Origin of the sequence: Variovorax sp. J31P207, from assembly GCF_030316965.1 — a bacterium.
In the GTDB taxonomy this organism is placed as follows: domain Bacteria; phylum Pseudomonadota; class Gammaproteobacteria; order Burkholderiales; family Burkholderiaceae_C; genus Variovorax; species Variovorax ginsengisoli_B.
This window is the reverse complement of the sequence record NZ_JASZYN010000009.1, coordinates 186,701-202,909: the sequence shown is the minus strand read 5'-3', so window position 1 is coordinate 202,909 and position 16,209 is coordinate 186,701. Positions and strand designations below refer to the sequence as shown.

Here is a 16,209-nt window from a genome sequence, read left to right as displayed (position 1 = left end):
TCCGCTCAACGCCCCGAAATCCGCGCCCATGCCGCCCGCAGGCGTCGCGCGCGGTCTTCGAACAGGTACGAGCCCGCCAGCGCCAGCAGGCCTGAAACGAACCCGGTCACGAGCGCTTCGGCGTAGGGGATGTCGTAGTGATTGGCATGCGAGTAGGCGTCGCCCACCGCGGTCAGGCAGCCGACGACCAGCGCATTGCCGTACCGGTTGGTGTAGAGCCTGACCGCCGGCGTGAAGGTCAGGAGCACCGCCAGGATGCCGGTCGCCAAGCCGGTCTGCAGCGCGGTCGCCCAATGCGCCGCGCTCATCAGATTGCTCCAGCTCCCCGGCATGCAGGTCATGCAGGCGGAGGTGGGCTGCCAGAAGCGCTGGATGAACAGCCTGGCGCGGCGCTTCCAGTCGGTCGAGATCATGGGGTCCCCGTCGAGGCCCGGAATGATCGCACGGAGTCGACCTCGCGGGGGCGAAGTCAGTTCAGCGCCTCGGCCACCCGTTCGGCCGAGCCGAACGCCAGCGTGAACCCCAACGCCCCGTGGCCGGTGTTGAAGAGCATGTTCGAGGGGGCGCCCTCGAGCCGCCCGACGATCGGCACGCCGGTCGGCGTGGCCGGCCGCATGCCGGTCCAGGGCTGCAGTGCTTCAAGCCGGCCGGCGCGCGGGAAAACGGCGCGCGTGGCCTCGGCCAGCGCCTCGATGCGCTGGGCCGGGATGCTGGCGTCGTGGCCGACCAGCTCGGCCATGCCGGCCACCCGCAGACGCGATCCGATGCGCGCGAACACCACCTTTCGGACGCTGTCGGTGACGCTCACCTGCGGCGCCGCGCCCGGTGCCGGATCGACATCGACCGTGATGCTGTAGCCCTTGAGCGGGTAGACCGGCAGGTAGGCGCCGAGCTGGCGCCCGAGCCGGTGCGAGGCCGTGCCCAGCGCCATCACGAAGGCATCGGCCTCGACGTCGCCGGCGGCGGTGTGCACCGCGGCCACCCGCCCGTCGCGGGCATCGAAGCCGGTGATCTCGGTGTCGAGCATGAAGCGCACGCCGCGCGCGCGCAGCGCCCGCAGGAGCTCCGTGCAGACCTTGAGGCAGTCGGCCGCGCATTCGCTGGGCGTGTGGACGGCGCCGGCGATCCGCGCCCGGTAGCTGGCCAGCGCCGGCTCGATGGCGATGCACTCGTCGGCCGTGACCAGGCGCTGCTCACTGCCCATGGCCCGCTGCAGTTCGAGCTGCCGCTGGGCGCCGGCCAGCGATGCTGCACCGGCGTAGAGCACCAGCTTGCCGGTGGCCGAGAAATCGCAGTCGGGCGCGACGTCGGCGCGCATGGCCTCGAAGGCGGCGCGGCTGCGCGCCGCGAGCGCCAGCAGGCTGGCGGTGCTCTCGTGCGAAGTGCGGGCGTTGCAGGCCGCCAGGAAGGCCAGGGCCCAGCGCCATTGCAGCGGGTCGAGCTGCGGGCGCAGCTTGAGCGGCGAGGAGGGCGACAGCAGCAGCTTGGGCAACTGCTTCCAGATCGACGGGTCGGCCAGCGGCTGGACGTACGAGTAGCTCAGCTGCGCGCCATTGCCGCCGCTCGCTCCGGCGCCGGGCGCGGCACGGTCGATCACGCTGACCTGGAAACCCTGGCGGTTCAGCTGCCAGGCGGTCGCCAGGCCGACGATGCCGGCCCCGAGCACGCAGACGTGCATGACGCTTTCCTCTCTCTTGTTTCGGAAGGCTCGACTCTAGGTCCGCGCCGACGCGCCGGGAAATGCCAAAAGCGCGGCAGCCCATAGCCAAAGCACATGGCATGCCCAGCCCATAACTTTTGGTCATGCCCGGGCGCAGAAAAGGAATTGTGAGCGGCGCATGAATGATTCCTACACTTGCTTACCTTCAATCAGCCGAAAGGGCTCCATGAAATTCTCCGCATCGATGGCCGCGGTCCTGCTCGCCGCAGCCACCACCGGCGCCCAAGCCGCCGACACCCTGGCCAAGATCGCCGAGAGCGGCAAGATCACCCTGGCCTACCGCGAATCGTCCGTGCCCTTCAGCTACCTCGCAGGCGGCGAGAAGCCGATCGGCTTCTCGGTCGAGCTGTCGAACGCGGTGGTCGACGCGGTCAAGAAGAAGCTCAACAAGCCCAAGCTCGAGGTGGCGCTGATGCCGGTGACCTCACAGAACCGGATCCCGCTGATCAGCAACGGCACCATCGACCTGGAGTGCGGCTCGACCACCAACAACACGGCGCGTGCCAAGGACGTCAGCTTCGCCATCAACCACTTCTACACCGGCACCCGCCTGCTGGCGAAGAAGTCCTCGAAGATCAAGAACTACGCCGACCTGGCGAAGAAGACCGTGGCCAGCACCACCGGCACCACCAACGCCCTGGTCATGCGCAAGTACAACACCGAGAAGAACCTCGACATGGACCTGGTGCTCGGCAAGGACCACGCCGACGCCTTCCTGCTGGTCGAGAGCGACCGCGCGGTCGCCTTCGCGATGGACGACATCCTGCTGTTCGGCCTGATGGCCAACGCCAAGAACCCGGCCGACTTCGAGGTCGTCGGCGACGCGCTGCAGGTCGAGCCCTATGCCTGCATGCTGCCCAAGGACGACCCGGCCTTCAAGAAGCTGGTGGACGACACCTTCATCGACCTCATGAAGAGCGGCGAGTTCGAGAAGATGTACGCGAAGTGGTTCCTGCAGCCGATCCCGCCCAAGGGCGTGCCGCTGAACCTGCCGATGAGCCCGCAGCTGCGCGAGAACATCCAGGCGCCGAACGACAAGCCCGCGACCTGAACCCGAACGGCGGTATCGCATGCTCGCGCCGCAAACGGTCGGCATCCTCGGCGGCATGGGCCCGGCGGCCGGCGCGGACTTCGTGCGCCTGTTCGTCGACGCCTGCGCCCGCCTGCTGCGCGCGCACGGCCAGGTGGTCGGCGACCAGGCCTTTCCGGAGCACTGGCTGGCCCAGGTGCCGGTGCCCGACCGCAGCGGTGCGCTCGAGTCGAGCGAGTCCGGCGCCCACCAGCCGCTCGAGCCGATGCTGCAGGCGCTGGGGCGGCTGGCCGCGCTGGGCAGCCGCGCCGTGGCCATTGCCTGCAACACGGCGCACGCCTGGCACGGGACGCTGCAGGCCCGCTTTCCGCAGGTCGAGGTGCTGCACGTGGCGCGGGAGGTGTCGGCCCACCTGGCGGCGCAGGGCGTGCGCGGCGCCGCGCTGATGGCGACCGAAGGCACCTACCGGGTCGGTCTCTACGCGCAGGCGATGGCCGACGCCGGCATCGCCTGCCACCTGCCGCTGGACGAGGAGCGCCGCCTCCTCATGCGCGGCATCTATGACGGCGTGAAGGCCGGCGACATGGCGCTGGCCCGTTCCTGCTTCAGCCGGGTGGCGCTGCAGCTGGCGCATCGCCACGGGCCGGTCGCGATCGTGATGGGCTGCACCGAGATCCCGCTCGGGCTGCAGGGGGCGGCCGGGACCGAGGGCCTGGACTTGCTCGACCCGGCGCAGGTGCTGGCGTCGGCGCTGGCGGCGCGCGCCTATCGCGGGGCTCCGGGGCATCCCCCTTGACACGGTTGATAAGATCGAAGCGCCGAAGCCGTCCGATGGGCGGCTTTTGTTTTTGCCTCCCAAGCGCGAAGCCGCCATGAATTTGTTTGCCATCATCGCCGCGACCCTGGTCGCCGGTATCGGAAGTGTCTGGATCGCCGCGCTGCTGCTGCGCGTGGGCGTGCGCAGCGGCTCCGGCGGGGTCAATCCGCAGCACCTGCTGAGCCTGGCCGCGGGCGCCTTGCTCGCGACCGCCTTCATGCACCTGCTGCCCGAGGCCTTCGAGAGCCGGATCGAACCCGGCGTGCTGTTCGGCGTGCTGCTGTTCGGGCTGGTCTTCTTCTTCCTGCTCGACAAGGCGGAGCTGTGGCACCACGGGCACGAGCATCACCAGGGCCATGACCACGGCCACGCCCATGCCCACGCGCATGCCCATGCGCACGGCCACGACCATGCGCCGCGCGGCGGCGGCGGCTGGGCCGTGCTCACCGGCGACAGCGTGCATTGCTTCGGCGACGGCATCCTGATCGCCTCGGCCTTCATTGCCGACCTGCGGCTGGGCATGGTGGCGGCGATCGCGGTGCTGGCGCACGAGGTGCCGCACCATATCGGCGACCTGGTGGTGCTGCGCCAGAGTTCGGCCAACCCGCGGGCGGCGCTGGTCAAGGTCTCGCTGGCCGGCACCATGACGGCGCTCGGCGGCGTGGTTGGCTGGTGGCTGGTCGACCGGCTGCACGGCTGGCTGCCGTATTTCCTGGTGCTGGCGGCCAGCAGCTTCGTGTACGTGGCCCTGGCCGACCTGATCCCGCAGCTGCAGAAACGGCTGCCCGCGCGCCAGACCGCCTTGCAGATCGTCTGGCTGGTGGCAGGCATCGTGCTGGTCACGCTGGTGAGCCGCCTGGCGCATGGCGACCACGACCATGCCCACGAAGGCGCCGGTCATGACGCCGCCCACGAAGCGGCCCACACCCACTGAATGGACACCCGCGGCGCTTTCTGACAAGCTTCTTGTCCCTTCGCCGATGAGGTGGATTCGGCGGGGCGCGCCTAGTGGGGCGCATCATGCGAAGCAGCTATCTAGGAGTCCGATCATGACCAGCGCCGACCCCCCTCTGCGGTCCGGAGAAGCCGCAGACGAACCCGAGATCGACGACACCGACGACGTCTTGCCCGAGGACGAAGAGGAATTCGATTCGGACGAAACCGGCGCCACCGACGAGCTGTCGGAAGAAACCGGCATCGACCTCACCGACGCCAGCGAACTCGACGCCGACAACGTGCCGGCCGACGAGGAATTCGACCGGGTGATCCAGGCGCCCGACTGAGCCCGCCACCGCGGGCGGAGATCAGTCCTCGAGGGTAAAGCCCACCTTCAGCGTCACCTGCCAGTGGCCGACCTTGCCGTCGACCACGTGGCCGCGGGTCTCGGTGACCTGGAACCACTGGATGTTGCGCACCGATTCGCTGGCCTTCGCGATCGCGCGGCGCACTGCATCGTCGCTGCTGGTCGGGGACGAGCCGGTGAGTTCCAGAAGCTTGTAGACATGATCGGACATGGTGGTCTCCTTTTTTCGGGACCGCCATGGTGGCACGTTCGCAGCCGTCTGTGGGGGCTCCCTATACTTCCGGCGCATGCACCCCTCTCAAGTCGGAATCCGCCGGGCCGCGCGCCTTGTCCTCTCGTTGCTGGCCGTGGTGCTGCTGGCCGGCTGCTACGCCCCGGTGCGGTTGATGCCCACCCCGGTGAGCTTCAGCAACGGTGACATCGACCCCTTCGAGAAGATCGGCGAGAAGCTCAAGACCACCGACGTGCCGGTGTTCTATGCCACCAACCGGCTGGCGCTGATCGAGCATCCCGATCCGGTCCACACCATCGTGCCGACCGACGACCTGCGCATGGGCGTGGCCCACGTGCGGGTCGGCGACGAGTCGCTCGACTGGGAGACGCTGCATCGCCTGTCGACCAGCGCAGATCCCGACGAGCGCCCGATCGTCCACCTCGAGCGGCTCGAGCAGAAGGCGGTGCTGCGCTCGAACGAGGACGTGAAGAACTCGCCCGAGGCCCAGGCCTTCTTCGCGATGATCAACAAGGCGCTGGCCGCCAGTCCCAACAGCGAACTGCTGATCTACGTGCATGGCTCCAACAACACGGTGCCTCGTGCGGCCGCCCAGGCGGCGCAGTTCCGCCATTTCACCGGGCGGCGGATGGTGGTGCTGGTCTTCATGTGGCCTTCTGCGGGATCGATCCTGCGCTACCTGACCGACGTCAACAATGCGGCCAGCACGGTCGAGCCTTTCGCGCGGATGGTCGAGCTGCTGGGCGAGAACACCACGGCGTCGAAGATCGACGTGCTGGCCTACAGCGCCGGCGCGCAGGTGCTGAGCCCGGCACTGGTGCGGCTGGGCACGCCGCGGCCCGGCGAGACGCGGGCCCAGCTGCAGCAGCGCCTGCGGCTCGGGCAGATCTACTTCGCGGCGCCGGACATCGACACCCGCCGCTTCGTCAACGAGCTGACCGGCTACATCGACATCATCGAGCGCGTGAGCATCGCCGCCAACCTCAACGACTCGGTGCTGCGCTTCGCCGCCATCGTCGGCCGGGCCTCGCGCGCCGGCCGGCCCGACGTGACCGAACTCGACGAGGAGCAGACCCGCTTCCTGGTCGACGCATCGCGCAAGCTGCGCTTCGACCTGATCCGCGTCGACCCGAACGACATCCCCAACCTGCCCGAGAGTTCGCACGCCTTCTGGTACGACGACCCCTGGGTCAGCGGCGACATGGTGGCGCAGTTCCTGTTGAATGCGCCGCCGCCGCGGCGCGGGCTCGACGAGCAGCAGACCCCCGGGGGCGCGCGCTACTGGCGTTTCCCGGCCGATTTCTACGACCGGATCTACCAGTTGTTCCGGCCTAGGGCGGGTGGTTAGGGCTTCGGGCTGCCGCTGTACTTGGTGACGCTGTCGGCGGCGATCTGGTAGCCGCTGACGCCCATCATCGAGTCGTTGCGCACGGTCTGCAGCTTGCCGCTGACCCAGACCGTGTCCATGGCGCGGAACTTCGCACCCTGCTTCGGGCGCACGTGGAGGATCTGGTTGGCCGGCGGCGGCGGCGTGTGGATGCAGGCGCCGAAGTAGGGCACCAGCAGGAACTCGGTGACCTCGCCCTTGTTCTCCTCGAGCGGCACGATGAAGCCCGGGATCTTGACCTCGACGCCGTTGAGCGCCGGATTGGTCGGTGCGTTGTTCGACACCTCCTGCAGCTTCATGAGCAGCTCGTTGGCGCGCGGGTCGCTGTCGTCGAGCTTGCTCAGGTCGATGCCCTTGAGCTCCTTGCCGGGGTCCCAGTCCTTGGGCACCAGCTCTTCCCAGGTGATGAGGCGCGGCTGGCCCGGCACGGCCTTGGTGTCGGCAACCTTGCCGCCGAGCGGCTGGGTCGGCGAGGTGGCCTGCGGTGCGGGGCCGGCGGCGAGGGCGCTGCTGGCGATGGTGAACGAAAGCAGCGACAGAAGAAGAGGGCGCAAGTTCATGTGTCAGATCCTGGGGGAGAGTCCATCGGCAAGCGACAACCTGTAGGCACGAATGCCCGGCAGCAAGCTGGCGAGCCAGCCGGCCGCCAGCACGCTCGCGAGCAGCAGCCATTCGTTCGGGGTGGGTTCGGTCAGCCGCAGCGCGAGACCGAAATGGGACTGCAGCCAGGGCGACAGGCAGGCGACGCCGAGCACCGTCGCCACGACGCCGAGCAGCACGCCCAGCAGCGTCACCAAGGCGCCTTCGAGCGCCAGCAGCGCCAGCACATGGCGCAGGCTGGCGCCGACCGCGCGCAGCACGGCGAGTTCACGGCGCCGTTCGTTCAGACCGGCCATCACCACCGACACCAGTCCGGCCAGGCTCACCAGCGCGACCAGTGCCGACATCAGCAGCAGCGCGTTCTCGCCGACGCCGACCACGCGCCAGAGTTCGTCGAGCGCCACGCCCGGCAGGATCGCCATCAGCGGCTCGCCGCCATAGGTCGAGACCCAGCGCTGGACCGCAAACACGGCGGCCCGGTTTTTCAGGCCGACCAGCACCGCGGTCACGGTCTTGGGCGTGAGGTCGAACTTGCGCACCTGCTCGGCCGGGATCTTGAGGCCCGGCATCGGCGCGCCGCCGACCCATTCGAGATGGATCGCCTCCATCGCCTCGAGCCCGATGTGAACCGTGCGGTCGACCGGCGTGCCGGTGCGCGCGAGCACGCCCACCACGGTGAAGGGCTTGTCGGCATGGTCGGAGACGTCGAGCTCGCCGCTGCCGTGCGCCAGCGTGATCTGCTGGCCAACGCGATAGCCGAGCGAATCCGCCACCTCGGCGCCGACCACGGCGTCGAACAGCTCGGCGAAGGGCTTGCCTTCGCGCAGCCGCAGCGGCTGCCGGTTGCCGTAGCGGAAGCGCTCGAAGTAGGCCGGCGTGGTGGCCAGCACCGAGAAGCCGCGATGGGAGTCGCCGAGCGACACCGGCACCACCCAGGCGACGCCCGGGTGGGTGGCCAGCGCCTGGACGCTCTTCCACTGCAGGTTGTTGGTGGCGGCGCCGATGCGGAACACCGAATACAGCAGCAGCTGGGTCGAGCCGGTGCGCGCGCCGACGATCAGGTCGGTGCCCGACACGGAGGACGAGAAATTCTCGCGCAGCTCGGTGCGGATGCGTTCGACGCCCAGCAGCAGGAAGGTCGACAGCGCGATCGAGAGCACCGTGAGCGCCAGCGTGAAGCGGCGGTTCCAGGCGCTGCGCCAGGCGATGCCGAACAGCGCCGTCATGCCGCCACCCCCGAGGCGGCGCGGTTGATCTCGGGCAGCAGCACATGGCGCGAGAAGCGCGCGCCGATGCGCTGGTCGTGGCTCACGAAGACCAGCGCGCTGCGATGGGCCGCGCAGGCCGCCAGCAGCACGTCGAGGAAGGCCTCGCGGCGGTCCTCGTCGAGCGCCGAGGTGGGCTCGTCGGCGATGACGACCTCGGGATGGCCGATCAGGGCCCGGGCCGCCGCCACGCGCTGCTGCTGGCCGACCGACAACTGCATCGCCTGGCGCTGCCAGAGGCTGCTGTCCAGGCCCATCCGGGCCAGCAGTTCGCGGGCCTGCGCCTGCGCCGAGCCGTCCTGCGAGGCCTGCGCCATGCGGCGGCCCGAGAAGCGGCAGGGCAGCAGCACGTTGTCGAGCACGCTGAGGTAGGGCAGCAGGTTGAACTGCTGGAAGATGTAGCCCACGTGCGCGACCCGGGCCCGGTCGCGCGCGGCGCCGGAGAGCGCGGCCCAGTCGTGGCCCAGCAGGCGGACCTGGCCGGCGTCGGCGATCAGCACGCCGGCCAGCAGCGACAGCAGCGTGCTCTTGCCGCAGCCGCTCGGCCCGTGCAGGAACACCGCCTCGCCTGCATTGACCTCGAAGCGCTCGATGTCGATGCAGGGGCGGTCGGCGCCCGGCCAGGCGAAGCGCAGCGCGGCGGCCGAAAGGACGAAGCTCACGGTCGGATCACTTGCCCCAGGCCAGCCGGATCGCGGGCCGCTTCAGCGTGCGCTTGAACTGGCCCTGCGGCGCGGCGATCTGGGCCTCGATCTGGCGCGGCCCCTTGAAGGCGTTGAACAGCTCGACATCGATGAACTTGGCGGCTGCCGCGTTGGTGCAGTTGAATGCGAAGCTGCCATCCAGGTCGGCGTGGCCTTCGGCGGCACCTTCTTCGCCCTTGCCCAGCCCCAGCGTGGCCGAGCGCAGCGTCACCGGGCCGAGCTTGCAGTTCGCGGCCGGATCGATCTTGAACAGGTCGGCGCCGGCGCGCAGCTGCGCGATCGCGTCCTCGACGGTCTTCTTCTCGGCGTCGGTGCGCGGGGCGCGCTCGAAGCCGACGAAGTTGTCGAGCGGGGATTCCATCGCGATCACGATGGTCGGGCCGTCGACCACGACGTCGAGCCTGATCTGGCCATGGACGTGGGCGGCCTGTGCCTGGGCCGATGCGGCCAGGGGAGCGGCCAGGAGGGCGGTGATCGCGAAGGTGACGAACGGTCGTCGGAACAGGGTCATGCTTGGGCGCCTTGCCGGGTCGGCAGCCCCGGCGTGTTGCTCCACTCGCTCCAGCTGCCGGCATAGAGCGCGGTCGGCCCGAGGCCCGCGATCTGCATGGCGAGCAGGTTGGGCACGGCGCTCACGCCGCTGCCGCATTGGTGGACGACCGTCGCGGGATCCCGGCCCGCCAGCAAATCCTCGAACTCGGTGCGCAACTGCGCGGCCGGCTTGAATTTTCCGTCGGGACCGAGGTTCTCGGTGAAGGGCCGGTTCAGGGCCCCCGGGATGTGACCCGCGATCGGGTCCAGAGGTTCCACCTCGCCGCGATATCTTGCGGCGGCGCGGGCGTCGATCAGCGTCTGGTCAGGCTGCTCGAGCCGGGCCGCGACCGTTCGCGTGTCGACCAGCTTCAGCAGCGGCGCGCCGGCGACGAAGTTCGACTGGAAATGCGTCGGCTCCTCGCGGCTCGTGACCTCGCCGCCCGCCGCCTGCCAGGCCTGCAGGCCGCCGTCGAGCACGGCCACGGCCTCGTGGCCCATCCACTTGAGCATCCACCAGAGCCGGCCGCAATAGTTGGCGCCATTGCGGTCGTACACCACCGCCTGCATGCCGTTGGCGAAACCGACGCTCGACAGCCAGGCCGCGAAGCGCTCGCGGCTGGGCAGCGGGTGGCGCCCGCCCGAAGCCGGCGGGCCGTCGTCCTGCGCCACCACCACGCCGTGGGCGCCCGGCGCGCCATGCTTGGCACTCAGGTCGGTGTCGATGTTGGCGTACACCGCGCCCGGGATGTGGGCCGCGCGGTACAGCTGCGGGCCGGCGTCGGGCTTCATCAGCTCGAAGCTGCAGTCGAACAGCATCGATGCGGTGCCGCTGGCCAGCAGGGTCTTCAGCTGCTCGGCGGAAATCAAGGTCGTGTACATGAAAGCTCCCCTTCAGTGTTCCTCGGCGGGCGCCTTGGGCAGCGAGCGCTGGCGCAGCACGGTGGCGGCGATGCCGCTGCAGACGATCAGTGCCATGCCGGCCCAGCCCGAGGCGTCGATCCGGTCGCCGAACAGCAGCACGCTGTAGATCGCGGCGAAGACGATGCCCGAGTATTGGAGATTGGCAACCAGCAGGGTACCGCTTTCGGTCTTGGCGCTGGCGTAGGCGCGCGTCATGCAGAGCTGGCCCAGCGCCGCCAGTACGCCCACCGGCAGCAGCCACAGCGCGTGGCCCCAGGTCCATTCGGCCCACGGCGTGGCCCCGCCCAGCAGGGTGCCGAGGCCGCCCGCCACGGCAGAGCCGACCGCGAAATAGAACACCGTGCGCGCCTCGGGCTCGCCGAGCCGCGACAGCGCGACGACCTGCATGTAGGCGAAGGCGGCCGTGAGGCCGGACAGCAGGCCCATCAGGCCGGCGAAGCCCTGGTTGTCGCCGACCGTCGGCTTGAGCATCAGCACCACGCCGCCGAAGCCGGCCAGCACGGTCAGCACCAGCGGGCCTTGCAGCGGCGGCCGCGCAATGTTGCCGTCGCGGCCCGGCACGGGCACCCAGGCGAGCAGGGCGCCGCCGACCAGGAAGGCGGCAATCCAGACGCTGCTCATGTAGTTGAGCGTCATGGCGGTGGCCAGCGGCATGTGGGCGATGGCGAAGAACCAGGCGCCCAGCGAGACCACGCCGATCAGGCTGCGCCAGGCATGCATGCCGGGGTAGCGCGTGCCCAGCGTGACGCCGCGGCTGCGTGCCAGCACCCAAAGGAAGACGATGCCGATCAGGCCGCGGTAGAACACCAGTTCGGCGCTGGAGAACCAGGCCGAGGCGAACTTCACGCACACGCCCATGGTGGCGAAGATCAGTGCGCCCAGCACCATCCAGAGCGCCTGCATCAGGAGGGGCTGCGCATCTCGCGGCGGTACCACTCGTGGAACTGCTGCATGCCGTCTTCCATCGGGCTCTGGTAGGGGCCGCTCTCGTCGTCGCCGCGCAGCATCAGGGCGCGGCGGCCGGCGTCCATGCGCTCGGCGATCTCGTCGTCTTCGACGCAGGTCTCCATGTAGGCGGCCTGCTGGGCCTCGACGAACTCGCGCTCGAAGGCGACGATCTCTTCCGGGTAGAAGAACTCGACCATGTTGAGCGTCTTCTGGGGCCCGATCGGATGCAGCGTCGACACCGTGAGCACGTGCGGATACCACTCGACCATCACGTGCGGGTAGTAGCTGAGCCAGATCGCGCCGTAGCGGGGTGGATGGCCGTTGCGGTACTTGAGCAGCTGCTCTTGCCAGCGCTGGTAGACCGGGCTGCCGGCGCGTCCGAGCCGGTTGGCCACGCCCACCGTCTGGACCGAGAAATGATGGCCGAACTCCCAGCGCAGGTCGTCGCAGGTGACGAAGCTGCCGAGGCCGGGGTGAAACGGGCCGACGTGGTAGTCCTCGAGGTAGACCTCGATGAAGGTCTTCCAGTTGTAGTTGCACTCGTGCAGTTCGACACGGTCGAAGGCGTAGCCCTCGAAGTCGAGGTCCAGGCGCGGGCCGAGCCGGGCCAGGTCGGCGCCGATGTCGCGGCCGCGGCCGTTGGCGCTCTGCTCGAACAGCAGCCCGTTCCATTCGGTCAGCGGGTAGTTGTGCAGGTTGAGGCAGGGGTCCTGCTCGAAGTGCGGGGCGCCGATCAGGGTGCCGGTGGTGCGGGCGTCGGCGGCGGCGTAGGTCCAGCGGTGCAGCGGGCAGACGATGTTGCCGCCGGCCTGCGCATCGAGCTGGCCGCGGCCTTGCAGGATCAGCGCCTGGCGATGGCGGCAGACGTTGGAGATCAGCTCCACCCCCTTCGGCGTGTGCACCAGCGCGCGGCCCTGCTGTTCCTGGGGCAAGGTATGGAAGTTGCCCGGTTCGGGAACCGTGAGGCGGTGGCCGACATAGCGCGGCCCGTCGGCGAAGAGCGTTTGCAGCTCGCGGGCGTAGAGCGCCTCGTCGAAGTACGCGGAAACCGGAAGTTGGCTCGAAGCCTGCTGCAGTTGAAGACTTAAATCAGACATGGGTGACCTGACCAAGCTCCCCACAGGGAGAGAGAAATAAAAACGGAAGGCTGCCGTCGAAGGTGTGGACGGCCCGAAGGAGTGCGCCGGCAGCGCCGGCTTTTGGGAGAGGGCGATTGTACCCTCGGCGCCGCATTCCTGCCCCCGCCCTAAAATGGCGCGTTTCACGCCAAACCCCTGAATGCCCAAGGTGCCTCCTTCTCCCATGCCCGCCGATGCGTCCGCCGTGGCCAGCTCGCCCGACACCGGTCCCTTGCCCGCGAGCTACGAAGCCGGGCTCCAGGAACTCGAACAACTCGTGACCGAACTCGAATCCGGCCAGTTGCCGCTCGACAAGCTGCTCGGCAGCTACCAGCGCGGCGCCGCGCTGCTCGCCTTCTGCCGCGACCGCCTGCAGGCGGTCGAAGACCAGATCAAGGTGCTCGACGCGGGCAGCCTCAAGGTCTGGGCCGGCGAATGAAGGGCGTGGACACCTCGCGCTGGGATGCGGCGCGGCTGGCCGCCTGGAGCGACCCCTACCTGGCGAGCGTCGAGTCGGCGCTGTCGCGATGGGTGGGCGTCGATGCCCCGGTCCGGCTCGGCGATGCCATGCGCTATGCGGTCCTCGACGGCGGCAAGCGGCTGCGGCCCCTGCTGGTGTTCGCGGCCAGCGAAGCGGTCGGAGGCCAGCCGGCCGCGGCCCTGCGGGCTGCCTGCGCGGTCGAATTGATCCACGCCTACTCGCTGGTGCACGACGACCTGCCGTGCATGGACAACGACGTGTTGCGCCGCGGCAAGCCGACGGTGCACGTGGCGTTCGGCGAAGCCGGCGCCCTGCTGGCGGGCGACGCCCTGCAGGCGCTGGCGTTCGAATTGCTCACGCCCGCCGGCGACGAAGTGGCAGCGGAGGTCCAGGCCCAGCTCTGCCGCCTGCTGGCCACGGCGGCCGGCAGCCAGGGCATGGCCGGTGGCCAGGCGATCGACCTGGCCAGTGTCGGCCTGGCCCTCGACGAGGCCCAGCTGCGCGAAATGCACCGGCTCAAGACCGGCGCGCTGCTGCAGGGCAGCGTCGAGATGGGCGCGGCCTGCGGCGACCGGCAGCCGCCCCCGGTGCTCGCCGCCCTGCGCGACTACGGCGCCGCCGTGGGGCTTGCCTTCCAGGTGGTGGACGACATCCTCGACGTCGTCGCCGATTCCGAGACGCTCGGCAAGACCGCCGGCAAGGACGCCGCCAGCGACAAGCCCACCTACGTGTCGCTGCTCGGCCTCGACGGCGCCCGCGCGCAGGCCCGCGAACTGCTGGCCCGCTCGCTCGCCGCGCTCGATCGCAGCACCCTGGCCGACACCGCCGCGCTGCGGGCGCTGGCCTACATGATCGTGGACCGCGATCGATAACAACAACACCTCCCCCATGGCTCCGCTGCTCCCCACCATCCACGATCCCTCCGTGCTGCGCCGGTTCGACCGCGTGCAGCTCAAGCAACTGGCCGACGAGGTGCGCACCTGCGTGCTCGACAACGTGTCGCGCACCGGGGGCCACCTGAGCTCGAACCTCGGCACGGTCGAGCTCACGGTCGCGCTGCACCATGTCTTCAACACGCCGCACGACCGGCTGGTGTGGGACGTGGGCCACCAGACCTATCCGCACAAGATCCTGACCGGCCGGCGCGAGCGCATGCCGACCCTGCGCCAGCTCGGCGGCATCTCGGGCTTCCCGCAGCGCAGCGAGAGCGAGTACGACACCTTCGGCACGGCCCATTCGTCGACCAGCATCTCGGCTGCGCTCGGCATGGCGATGGCGGCCAAGCAGAAGGGCGAGGACCGGCATTCGGTGGCGATCATCGGCGACGGCGCGCTGACCGCCGGCATGGCCTTCGAGGCGCTCAACAACGCCGGCGTCTGCGACTGCAAGCTGCTGGTGATCCTGAACGACAACGACATGTCGATCAGCCCGCCGGTGGGCGCGCTCAACCGCTACCTGGCGCAGCTGATGAGCGGCAACTTCTATGCCGCCGCCAAGAACGTCGGCAAGAGCGTGCTGCGCGCGGCGCCGCCGCTGTTCGAGCTGGCCAAGCGCTTCGAGCAGCATGCCAAGGGCATGGTGGTGCCGGCCACGCTGTTCGAGCAGTTCGGCTTCAACTACGTCGGCCCGATCGACGGCCACGACCTCGATTCGCTGATCCCGACGCTCGAGAATCTCAAGCATCTCGACGGCCCGCAGTTCCTGCATGTGGTCACCAGGAAGGGCCAGGGCTACAAGTTGGCCGAGGCCGACCCGGTGGCCTACCACGGGCCGTCCAAGTTCGACCCCGCCGTTGGGCTGGTCAAGCCCGCGACGGCGCCGAAGCAGACCTTCACGCAGGTCTTCGGCCACTGGCTGTGCGACATGGCGGCGCAGGACGGCCGCCTGGTCGGCATCACGCCGGCGATGCGCGAGGGCTCGGGGCTGGTCGAGTTCGAGCAGCGCTTTCCGGGCCGCTACTACGACGTCGGCATCGCCGAGCAGCATGCGGTCACCTTCGCGGCCGGACTGGCCTGCGAAGGCCTGAAGCCGGTGGTGGCGATCTACTCGACCTTCCTGCAGCGCGCCTACGACCAGCTGATCCACGACGTCGCGATCCAGAACCTGCCGGTGGTGTTCGCGCTCGACCGCGCGGGGCTGGTGGGTGCCGACGGCGCGACGCACGCGGGTGCCTACGACATCCCGTTCCTGCGCTGCATTCCGAACATGAGCGTGGCCTGCCCGGCCGACGAGGCCGAGTGCCGGCAGCTGCTCAGCAGTGCCTATGAACAGGACCACCCGGTGGCGGTGCGCTACCCGCGCGGCGCCGGTGCCGGCGTCACGCCTCCGCTGACGCTCGAAGGGCTGCCGTTCGGCAAGGGCGAGATCCGTCGCGAAGGCCGCCGCATCGCGATCCTGGCCTTCGGCACCTTGCTGTATCCGGCGCTCACGGCCGCCGAGGCGCTCGACGCCACGGTGGTCAACATGCGCTGGGCCAAGCCGCTCGACGTCGAGCTGTTGCTCAAGGTCGCCGGCACGCACGATGCCATCGTCACCCTGGAAGAGGGCGCGATCATGGGCGGCGCGGGCAGCGCGGTGCTCGAAGCGCTGCAGGCGGCGGGCGTGCAGAAGCCGGTGCTGCAGCTGGGCTTGCCGGACCGCTTCATCGAGCACGGCGATCCGGCCAAGCTGCTGGCGGGCATCGGCCTCGACGCGGCCGGGATCGAGCAGTCGATCCGGGCCCGGTTCTAGGTAGCTGAGCGGGCGGCCGGTTGGCCGGACCGCCGCCACCCCGTACACTGCCGCCATGGACAGGATCTTCGAGCAGGTCGCGCGCTCCATGCAGCCGGTCGTCGAGCTGCGCGAGGATGCCGCCACGCACACCTACGCCTACGGCGTGCGCGCGCCGCGTGCCGGCGGTGTGGTGCCGCCCGTGTCTTTCAACGAAGGCGGCTTCGCCACCCTGGCGGCCTGCCTGCTGCATGTCGCCCGGGGACTGGGCGGCAACTTTCCGTGCATCTATGTGCGCCTGGAAGGCCAATGTGTCGGGGAGCGCGCCATCGCCGAGCTGTGGTGCGAGCCGGAGCGCGTCGCCAGCGAACTGGAGGCCGCCTACCGCGCAAGGCAGCCGCAGGGCGCGACTTCGGCGCCCGAAACGCTGCCCGGGTAGG

At 69.6% G+C, this 16,209-nt stretch carries 19 protein-coding genes; 9 read left to right on the top strand and 10 right to left on the bottom strand.

Annotated elements, in window-relative coordinates; genetic code table 11:
• Positions 1 to 5 precede the first annotated feature (5 nt).
• Entirely contained in the window at positions 6 to 410 is a 405-nt protein-coding gene (locus QTI68_RS28050; RefSeq protein WP_286526456.1) for a hypothetical protein, read from the bottom strand.
• A gap of 59 nt (positions 411 to 469) precedes the next feature.
• On the bottom strand, positions 470 to 1,678 hold the full coding sequence (locus tag QTI68_RS28045) for a D-amino acid dehydrogenase (protein ID WP_286526403.1): 1,209 nt from the start codon (positions 1,676 to 1,678) through the stop codon (positions 470 to 472).
• Positions 1,679 to 1,886: 208 nt separating this feature from the next.
• Here QTI68_RS28045 and QTI68_RS28040 point away from each other — a divergent pair, with 208 nt between their 5' ends.
• From QTI68_RS28040 to QTI68_RS28025, 4 genes are all read left to right on the top strand, one after another.
• The gene (locus QTI68_RS28040; protein WP_286526401.1) at positions 1,887 to 2,771 is read left to right on the top strand and encodes a transporter substrate-binding domain-containing protein; all 885 of its coding nucleotides are present in this window, start codon (positions 1,887 to 1,889) and stop codon (positions 2,769 to 2,771) included.
• A 19-nt stretch (positions 2,772 to 2,790) separates the two neighbouring features.
• A complete protein-coding gene (locus QTI68_RS28035; RefSeq protein ID WP_286526400.1) occupies positions 2,791 to 3,546 on the top strand; it encodes an aspartate/glutamate racemase family protein in 756 nt (251 codons plus the stop codon).
• Positions 3,547 to 3,622: 76 nt separating this feature from the next.
• Positions 3,623 to 4,501, top strand: coding sequence for a ZIP family metal transporter (locus QTI68_RS28030; protein WP_286526399.1), 879 nt, complete (start codon positions 3,623 to 3,625; stop codon positions 4,499 to 4,501).
• 115 nt (positions 4,502 to 4,616) lie between these two features.
• Positions 4,617 to 4,850, top strand: a complete 234-nt coding sequence (locus QTI68_RS28025) for a hypothetical protein (RefSeq protein ID WP_286526398.1) — start codon at positions 4,617 to 4,619, stop codon at positions 4,848 to 4,850.
• A gap of 21 nt (positions 4,851 to 4,871) precedes the next feature.
• On the opposite strand, the gene QTI68_RS28020 is transcribed toward QTI68_RS28025, so the two are convergent.
• Positions 4,872 to 5,081 carry a dodecin gene (locus QTI68_RS28020; protein WP_286369278.1) on the bottom strand — a complete coding sequence of 70 codons (210 nt, stop codon included), beginning with the start codon at positions 5,079 to 5,081 and terminating at the stop codon, positions 4,872 to 4,874.
• A gap of 76 nt (positions 5,082 to 5,157) precedes the next feature.
• Here QTI68_RS28020 and QTI68_RS28015 point away from each other — a divergent pair, with 76 nt between their 5' ends.
• Positions 5,158 to 6,450 carry an alpha/beta hydrolase gene (locus QTI68_RS28015; RefSeq protein ID WP_286526396.1) on the top strand — a complete coding sequence of 431 codons (1,293 nt, stop codon included), beginning with the start codon at positions 5,158 to 5,160 and terminating at the stop codon, positions 6,448 to 6,450.
• On the opposite strand, the gene QTI68_RS28010 is transcribed toward QTI68_RS28015, so the two are convergent.
• Genes QTI68_RS28010 through QTI68_RS27980 form a run of 7 tightly spaced genes read right to left on the bottom strand, consistent with a single transcriptional unit; the run spans position 6,447 to position 12,558 of the window.
• Entirely contained in the window at positions 6,447 to 7,049 is a 603-nt protein-coding gene (locus QTI68_RS28010) for a DUF3299 domain-containing protein (protein ID WP_286526395.1), read from the bottom strand. The two genes, QTI68_RS28015 and QTI68_RS28010, sit on opposite strands and share 4 nt — an antisense overlap.
• Before the next feature lie 3 nt (positions 7,050 to 7,052).
• The gene (locus QTI68_RS28005) at positions 7,053 to 8,315 is read right to left on the bottom strand and encodes an ABC transporter permease (protein WP_286526394.1); all 1,263 of its coding nucleotides are present in this window, start codon (positions 8,313 to 8,315) and stop codon (positions 7,053 to 7,055) included.
• Positions 8,312 to 9,016 (bottom strand): ABC transporter ATP-binding protein, encoded by a 705-nt coding sequence (locus QTI68_RS28000; protein WP_286526392.1) that lies wholly within the window; start codon positions 9,014 to 9,016, stop codon positions 8,312 to 8,314. The genes QTI68_RS28005 and QTI68_RS28000 overlap by 4 nt, the downstream gene beginning before the upstream one ends.
• Before the next feature lie 7 nt (positions 9,017 to 9,023).
• Complete coding sequence (locus QTI68_RS27995; protein ID WP_286526391.1) at positions 9,024 to 9,569, bottom strand: DUF2796 domain-containing protein; 546 nt, start codon at positions 9,567 to 9,569, stop codon at positions 9,024 to 9,026.
• Complete coding sequence (locus QTI68_RS27990) at positions 9,566 to 10,471, bottom strand: sulfurtransferase (RefSeq protein WP_286526390.1); 906 nt, start codon at positions 10,469 to 10,471, stop codon at positions 9,566 to 9,568. The genes QTI68_RS27995 and QTI68_RS27990 overlap by 4 nt, the downstream gene beginning before the upstream one ends.
• Before the next feature lie 12 nt (positions 10,472 to 10,483).
• Entirely contained in the window at positions 10,484 to 11,416 is a 933-nt protein-coding gene (locus QTI68_RS27985) for a DMT family transporter (RefSeq protein WP_286526389.1), read from the bottom strand.
• A complete protein-coding gene (locus QTI68_RS27980; protein WP_286526388.1) occupies positions 11,416 to 12,558 on the bottom strand; it encodes an aromatic ring-hydroxylating oxygenase subunit alpha in 1,143 nt (380 codons plus the stop codon). The genes QTI68_RS27985 and QTI68_RS27980 overlap by 1 nt, the downstream gene beginning before the upstream one ends.
• 181 nt (positions 12,559 to 12,739) lie before the next feature.
• On the opposite strand from QTI68_RS27980, the gene xseB reads away from it, so the two are divergent.
• The 4 genes from xseB to QTI68_RS27960 are packed head-to-tail and all read left to right on the top strand — an operon-like array spanning position 12,740 to position 16,208.
• Positions 12,740 to 13,018, top strand: a complete 279-nt coding sequence (gene xseB, locus QTI68_RS27975) for an exodeoxyribonuclease VII small subunit (RefSeq protein WP_286535514.1) — start codon at positions 12,740 to 12,742, stop codon at positions 13,016 to 13,018.
• Positions 13,015 to 13,932 carry a polyprenyl synthetase family protein gene (locus QTI68_RS27970; protein ID WP_286526386.1) on the top strand — a complete coding sequence of 306 codons (918 nt, stop codon included), beginning with the start codon at positions 13,015 to 13,017 and terminating at the stop codon, positions 13,930 to 13,932. Before xseB ends, QTI68_RS27970 begins: the two co-directional genes overlap by 4 nt.
• Before the next feature lie 16 nt (positions 13,933 to 13,948).
• Positions 13,949 to 15,790, top strand: a complete 1,842-nt coding sequence (gene dxs, locus QTI68_RS27965) for a 1-deoxy-D-xylulose-5-phosphate synthase (RefSeq protein WP_286526385.1) — start codon at positions 13,949 to 13,951, stop codon at positions 15,788 to 15,790.
• A 55-nt stretch (positions 15,791 to 15,845) separates the two neighbouring features.
• Positions 15,846 to 16,208: a hypothetical protein gene (locus QTI68_RS27960; protein ID WP_286526383.1), complete on the top strand. Its 363-nt coding sequence runs from the start codon at positions 15,846 to 15,848 to the stop codon at positions 16,206 to 16,208.
• Position 16,209: the final 1 nt, after the last annotated feature.